Annotated in this window: 8 protein-coding genes; 1 reads left to right on the plus strand and 7 read right to left on the minus strand. The window is 67.1% G+C overall.

Annotated features, from left to right (window positions below):
- Positions 1–306 precede the first annotated feature (306 nt).
- From HY726_20905 to HY726_20930, 6 genes are all read right to left on the minus strand, one after another.
- Complete coding sequence (locus HY726_20905; protein MBI4611458.1) at positions 307–912, minus strand: hypothetical protein; 606 nt, start codon at positions 910–912, stop codon at positions 307–309.
- A gap of 157 nt (positions 913–1,069) precedes the next feature.
- The gene (locus tag HY726_20910) at positions 1,070–1,840 is read right to left on the minus strand and encodes a substrate-binding domain-containing protein (protein MBI4611459.1); all 771 of its coding nucleotides are present in this window, start codon (positions 1,838–1,840) and stop codon (positions 1,070–1,072) included.
- Between the two features lie 77 nt (positions 1,841–1,917).
- Positions 1,918–2,244: a GYD domain-containing protein gene (locus HY726_20915; GenBank protein MBI4611460.1), complete on the minus strand. Its 327-nt coding sequence runs from the start codon at positions 2,242–2,244 to the stop codon at positions 1,918–1,920.
- A gap of 463 nt (positions 2,245–2,707) precedes the next feature.
- Positions 2,708–2,959, minus strand: coding sequence for a hypothetical protein (locus HY726_20920; protein ID MBI4611461.1), 252 nt, complete (start codon positions 2,957–2,959; stop codon positions 2,708–2,710).
- Positions 2,956–3,360: a hypothetical protein gene (locus tag HY726_20925; protein ID MBI4611462.1), complete on the minus strand. Its 405-nt coding sequence runs from the start codon at positions 3,358–3,360 to the stop codon at positions 2,956–2,958. Before HY726_20925 ends, HY726_20920 begins: the two co-directional genes overlap by 4 nt.
- Positions 3,357–3,959 carry a hypothetical protein gene (locus tag HY726_20930; protein MBI4611463.1) on the minus strand — a complete coding sequence of 201 codons (603 nt, stop codon included), beginning with the start codon at positions 3,957–3,959 and terminating at the stop codon, positions 3,357–3,359. The genes HY726_20925 and HY726_20930 overlap by 4 nt, the downstream gene beginning before the upstream one ends.
- Before the next feature lie 455 nt (positions 3,960–4,414).
- Between HY726_20930 and HY726_20935 the strand changes: the two genes are divergently transcribed.
- A complete protein-coding gene (locus HY726_20935; GenBank protein ID MBI4611464.1) occupies positions 4,415–4,588 on the plus strand; it encodes a hypothetical protein in 174 nt (57 codons plus the stop codon).
- A gap of 256 nt (positions 4,589–4,844) precedes the next feature.
- Here the strand turns inward: HY726_20935 and HY726_20940 are convergent, their stop codons facing one another.
- On the minus strand, positions 4,845–5,909 hold the full coding sequence (locus tag HY726_20940) for a Do family serine endopeptidase (GenBank protein ID MBI4611465.1): 1,065 nt from the start codon (positions 5,907–5,909) through the stop codon (positions 4,845–4,847).
- Positions 5,910–6,352 lie beyond the last annotated feature (443 nt).

Below are 6,352 nucleotides of genomic sequence, written 5' to 3' on the forward strand. Positions count from 1 at the left end.
CACAAACACCCTCGCCGGCCATCAACCTGGCCAACGAGGGCGTCAGCGTCTCCTTCAACAACCCAATCCAGGGACATGTCGTGCCCCTTTGGTGGGCGGATACCATCTAAAGCCAGATACGGCGGTTCCTTTCAGCACATTTACCCCGCAATCGCGGGACCCCGATGCCCCGGCACCCGCAGTTCTTCGGCTCGGGAGCGCCAGCGTTCCAGCCGCGGCGTGTCCCCATGAGCGGCGGCCGCTCTCCGAAAGACGAAACACGGCCAGGCCCACAAGAGCGCCGATGACGCCCACGCCTAGCTGTAGTTAGCGGTTCTTTAGCTCGATCCCGACCCTCGTTCGATAGCAGATCCGCGGCAGCACGAGCCCCTCGGACAGAAACGTGAGCGTCTCCACTTGCAGGCGCCGGTGCGCCACGACGATCGTGCGCAGGTCCTTGGAGATCCAGCCAACAAGCTCGGGAACATGGTCGTATCGGATCTGCTCGCCCGAGCGCGGCCCCTCGAGAATGGTGCCGGTGGACATCGGCCCCCTGACTACGACAGTCCGGTCCTCATTGACCTCGTAGGTGAAGTCGCCGTCCATGGTGCTTGAATTAGCGCCGCCCGGATTGAAAAACGTTGGGGTCGTTGAGGGCAAGCCAACACCCGCCACAGTCGTGCGAGCCTTTCCCGTGCCGTCGCCGTTGAACGTGCGGACCCCGATTACGCTGCTGGAGCTTGCAAACGTGCGCGTCCCTATCGGAATGAAATTGCCATCAAAGCCATCGAACGAAGTGAAGCAGGTGGTCACGCCGGTAAACGCAAAGTCGCCTTTCAACAGCGTGTTGAAGTCCGTCGCCTCGGCCGACACGCTGCCGAGCGCGAGCAATAACCCACCCACCACCGACCAAGGTGCTTTCGAGCGCAACATTAGACCCTCCCAACGAGCCGATACGCTCGCGAAGCGGCTGAAACGCCATAGCCCTGCATCCGGGTCGACTCGGAGTCTCCGCACCACGGGAATATCTCCTTATCCGCCCAACTAAAGTTAAGTTAGGCCGCAACCCGGCTCAGAGCGGCACTCACCATCACGGAGTGGCAGGCTCCATGCCCTTCGCCTTGATCACCACCGCGGCCGCTGGTGCCGTGAGATGCTTGATCAGCGCCTTGGCCGCGTCCGGTTGTTTGGCGGCGGCACCAACGCCGGCCGAGAAGACGAGGCAGTTCTGCAGCTCCGGTGGCAGCAGACCGACATGCTCCACACCGCGGACGGACAGAAGTATGTTGGTGAGCGCAATTCCGAGCTCGGCCTCGCCGTCGGCGACGGCCTGAGGAGTACGCAAGGGGACCTGCTGCGGCTTGGCCTTGGCTTTCATCGGCTCGGCGATGCCGAGGCGCTCGAACACTTTTGCAAGATGGATGCCGGTCGTGCTGTCCGCCGTGTAGGTGATCGAACTCGCGTTGAGCAGCGCGCGCTTGAACGCCTCGACCGAACCGATGTCGGGCTTGGGTGCACCCGCGCGCACGGCGACGCCCATGCAGACCTGAGCGATCTCAGCGCGCGTGCCGGCAGCGATCTTGCCCTGTTTGGTCAGATCATCCATCGGAGCGCGAGAGAGGATGACGAGGTCGAAGGCCTCACCGGCCTCGATCTGCCGTTTCAAGGCAGGGGCCAAGCCGTACTGGATCACGAGCTTGTGGCCCGTCGTGCGTTCGAACTGGGGGCCGAGCTCCCCGATTACCCCCGACATTGCGGCGCCCGCTATGACCTTGACTTCAGCGGCCTCTGCCGCCACGCCTTGCGCCAACAGCAGCACGAATCCGATTTTTGCTGCTGCGCCAAATGAACGTATCTTCATGGCCGATCCTCCTCCTCTCAGGTGCCCTCCTATAACCCCCCACAACTGGCCATCCGGCACAGCCAACGGGGATTCGGCTAGCTGCTGGGTGGGCGGTACCCTGCTCCTGCTGCTTTCTTCATGGCGGCCAGCCCCTCTTCCATCGTCATCAACGGCGTGGTCTTGATCGCCTTCACCGCACCCCCTGCTGCGGCCGCCATGGAAAACGCCGCGGCACTCGTGTTATCAGGTAGCTGGCAAATCGCCACAATGTCGTACTCCCCGAAGGCCAGCCACCCTGCTTCGATCTTCCCCCCGAGCTTCTCGATCACCGGCCGTACCGCCTCGAGGCGATTCTGCGGGTTCTTGACGAGGCTCGCCCACGCCTCAGCTGTGTAGGCTGCCTGCAGTAGGTAGTACGGCATTTCGGGCCCTCCTCCTCATTGGTCGTAGCTTCGAACATCGGGAGCCGAATGCCACAGGCGGACCGGCGGGTCTGCTCAGCTGCTGCTGGGGGGTCCCGGAGACGCAAACGCCCTCGCCGGCCAAAAGCGGGGCCAACAAGGGCGCCCAGGGGCTGTCCAGACACCCGATCCAGGGACATTGCCTGCCTCCCCTGAGAGGGCCGGACATTGCGTTTGTGAGGGCCCGAAACATATGCCCAATCGAGGGAGACGTCAAGGGGGGTGGTCCTGGCCTCCCGCTCTATGGCCTCACACGGGACCTTCGTGCGGGCGGCCCGGCCCTACCGTGAGCGAGATGGCGGGTGAAGCCCTCGACGAGGGGAGGCGGATTGGGGGGAGGGCCGCCTCCCCTCGGACGGGCAGGGTCTCTTAGCGCCACCCTGCCCGGAGGGCGAACCGGTCTTGGGGCGACCGGGAGTCCGGGCTACTCCTTCTTCTTGCCGCCGCCCAGGGCCCTGTTGAAGTCCTCCCACAGCGCGCCGGCGACCACGCCGACCGCGCCGCCGACCGCCGCCCCGATGGTGGGACTCCCTCCGACAATGGCGCCGAGGGCCGCCCCACCGGCCGCGCCGATCGCGCCGGCGCTCAGGGTCCGCTGCTGCTGGGGCGTCATGTTCGCGCACCCGACGGTGGCCAACAGCACCAGGACGAGTACGAGAGACAGCGTCCGTGTCACCTGCCCTTCCCTCCTTTCCCCTCCGGGCCCAACGCGGGAAGCACCACGGCCCGGAAGAGCACATCGAGCACCGGTCGCCTGACCTGATCGGGGTGAGCCTGGTAGTAGGCATCCACCTGCTGGACCACCTCGTTGATCGGTCTCCCTTTCAGTCCCCTCGTCAGGAACGGGATGAAGCTCTTGCTCCCCGCCGGGGGAGTCCCAGCCTGGACGCGCTCGAACTCCACGAGGTTGCCGATCCCCCACACGAACGCCACCTTGGCGTCCGGCGACATCCTCTGCCAGAGCTCTCCGGTGAGCAGCTGGGCCGATGGCTCACCGGGCTCGACGAGGTGCCATCGGGCCACCCCTACGAGCAGCAGGAGCGCGCCACCCATGGCCAGCACGAGCGACCGCTTCATCTCCCCTTCTCGCCACGCTCGCCGTGGGAGGAGCCAGGGCGTTCCGGTCTCTTAGGGCGTTCCGGCATCTCAGGCCGGTCCCCTCTCTCGGGGGCCCCCATCTTCTCCGGGCGCTCCATCGGCCTGGCCATCCGCGCGACGGCCTTCTCCGTCGCCCTCACGCTCCTGATGACCGTGCCCAGGTTCCGGTAGCCGAGCTCCCGGGCCAGCTCGCCCCACCCCTTGCCGGCCTGACGCATGGCCAGGATGTCGTTCAGGGGCTTGGCCGTGGCGGGGTCCGGTTGCCTGGCGGTCAGCGCCAGGAGGATGGAGATCTCCCCGAAGCCCAGCCCCTTGTCCCGCAGGGTCTGGACATCCTGCGCGGTCAGGGGGCGAGGGTCGCTGGCGGCGTCGAACTTGAATTTCGTGCCGCTCCACGCCTCCACGATTCTGGCCGTGACCTGGCCGGCCTCGGCCCGGGCCGCGGCCCGCTCGATCTTCTGGCCCTGGTCGGCGAGATTCTGGTCAACTTTGCCGGACGGCTGGGCGCCCCACACCGGCCCGGCGACCAGACCCGCGATCAGGGCGAGGATGATCAGGGAGATCGTCTTCACGCCCATGTGTTTCCCTCCTTCCCGTAGCTCCTTATTGAGGCCGAGGGGCCAGAGCCGGCAAAGGCGCGCTCTGGAATCTCTTCACCAGACGTTCGGTTGAGATCAGGGCAACCGGCATGCCAGGTCGGCGGAGGGGGCGACGGGGAGAGAAAGCATCGTGATTTCAGTTAGCGCCATCCTGGAGGCGAGCACGCTAAATATTCGACCGAGATGCAGGCATGTAAAGGTTACACGGTATCGTGTGAGCTTTACACCGTGAAGACGGCTCAGCGCTCGCATCTTGGACCTCCTCCTGACCGGCCCCACCTGGCGCTCCTCCCCAACCCCCTGACATCCGAAGGGTTCACGGCTCGCCGGCCAGCCTCTGGCACGCCCCCTGCTCTAGGCACACCCCGAGGGCAGAACGCCAATTGAGGAGCGACATGACAGGCAGAGGACGAGCAGTAAGGCGCCACGCGTGGATGACGCTCGTGCTCGCCGTGAGCCTGGGCCTGGCGGGATGCGCGTCACTCCAGTCGCCGCCCGGTTCGGGTCGTCTGGATCCCTCCCGCGAGCACCAGGTGGCGAAGCGCATTGGGCCTCCCCCGCCGTTCCAACTGGAGCGCCCGTACCTCCGCTTCTGCTACTGGTGCTGAGGCGCCAGGCAGTGCGCTTTTCACGCGAGAAGAGTGGAAGAGGCGCGGGCGCGGACGGCGCAGGAAGGCAGGTAAAAGGCCCTCATGAGGGGAGGCGGGCAGGGGGGAGGGCCGCCTCCCCTCGTACGGGCGGGGGTGCCGTCTCACCGCCCTGCCCGGAGGGCGAACCGCGTAAGGGAACGCTACTTCATCCGGGGGGGCACGTAGGGGCCGGCCTCCTCCCGCTGGACCACCAGCAGCAGCGGGTCATACGGCTTCACCGCGGCCCGGCCGGGCCCCGCTCCCTCGACTCCTCCGGCTGACGCCCGATCGTGACCGTCAGGGTCCGGGACTGCCCGTTCCGCAGCACCGTCACCGGCACTGTCGTGCCCGGCGCGGTGGTGGCGACCAGGGGCGGCAGCGCCGTGGCGTCCGCCACCGGCTTGCCGTTGAACGCCGTGATGACGTCGCCCCGCTGGACCCCGCCCTGCGCGGCCGGCCCCTGCTCGACGACGCTCGCCACCAGGGCGCCCTGCCGCCCCTTCAGATTCATCGCGGCAGCCAGCTCGGGGGTCACGTCCTGGATCTGCACGCCCAGATAGCCGCGGATGACCTTCCCCCGTTCGAGCTGGGGGAGCAGGCTCCTGGCCAGGTTGATCGGGACCGCGAAGCCGACGCCGACCGAGCCCCCGGTTCGCGTGAAGATGGCCGTGTTGATCCCGACGACCTCACCCTGCAGATTGAACAGCGGGCCGCCCGAGTTGCCCGGGTTGATCGCCGCGTCCGTCTGGATGAAGTTGTCATACGGTCCCTGGCCGATCACCCGGCCCTTGGCGCTCACGATCCCCGCGGTAACCGTGTTGCTCAGGCCGAAGGGGTTCCCGATCGCCACCACCCAGTCGCCGACCTGCAGCCGGTCGGAGTCGCCGAGGGCCGCGGGCGTCAACCTGCCGCGGGGCGTGATCTTCAGGAGGGCGAGGTCGGTCTTCGGGTCGCGCCCGACCACCCTGGCCGGGTACTCCTCCTTGTCGGCCAGGACCACGGTCACCTCCGTGGCGCCCTCCACAACATGACTGTTCGTGACGATGTACCCCTCCGGCCCGATGATGAACCCCGACCCGGCGCCCTGCAGGCGATAGCTCCGCGGCCCTTCTCGGAAGAAGCGCCGGAACAGTGGCCCGAAGGGCCCCTCGTCATCGCCGAACGGCATCGCCATGGGCCCCTCGGCGGCGCGCTCCACCCTGGTGATCCGGATGTTCACCACCGCCGGGGAGAGCTTCTCGACCAGGCCGGCGAACGAGGCCGGGGGCTGGGCGGGGGACGGGGCGGCCGTGACGGCCATCGGGGTTCCGTCTCCCGCCGCGTGCAGCCACCCAGTCGTGGACAGCCCCGCTCCGAACACCAGGCCCAGGAGCAGGAGACCCAGGATCGGCGCCCATCGCGGGATGGGTCGCCCGTGCTCTCCTCGTATCCACCTCAGCATGTCCATTCCTCCTCTGCCCATCGGAGATCTCGGCCTGCCGGAGCCCCGCCGGCTCACCGCCGCGGAGACCCTGCTGGCATGTACTGAGATTAGGCTAAACAGCGGAGGTTCAGGCGAGATGAGCTGCAGATGAAAATCTTCTCATGGGAGAGGAAGGCGGACGTCGAACGTGCTGCCCTGCCCGGGGGCGCTCTCGACCTGGATGCTCCCGCCGTGGACCTCGGCGATCGGCTCATCCTCGACCACCAGCACGCGCACGGCTCAGCTACCCCGCCGCCCTTCGCCTGGCTTCTGGGTTGGGC

It is taken from the genome of Candidatus Rokuibacteriota bacterium, assembly GCA_016209385.1.
Classification (GTDB): Bacteria; Methylomirabilota; Methylomirabilia; order Rokubacteriales; family CSP1-6; genus JACQWB01.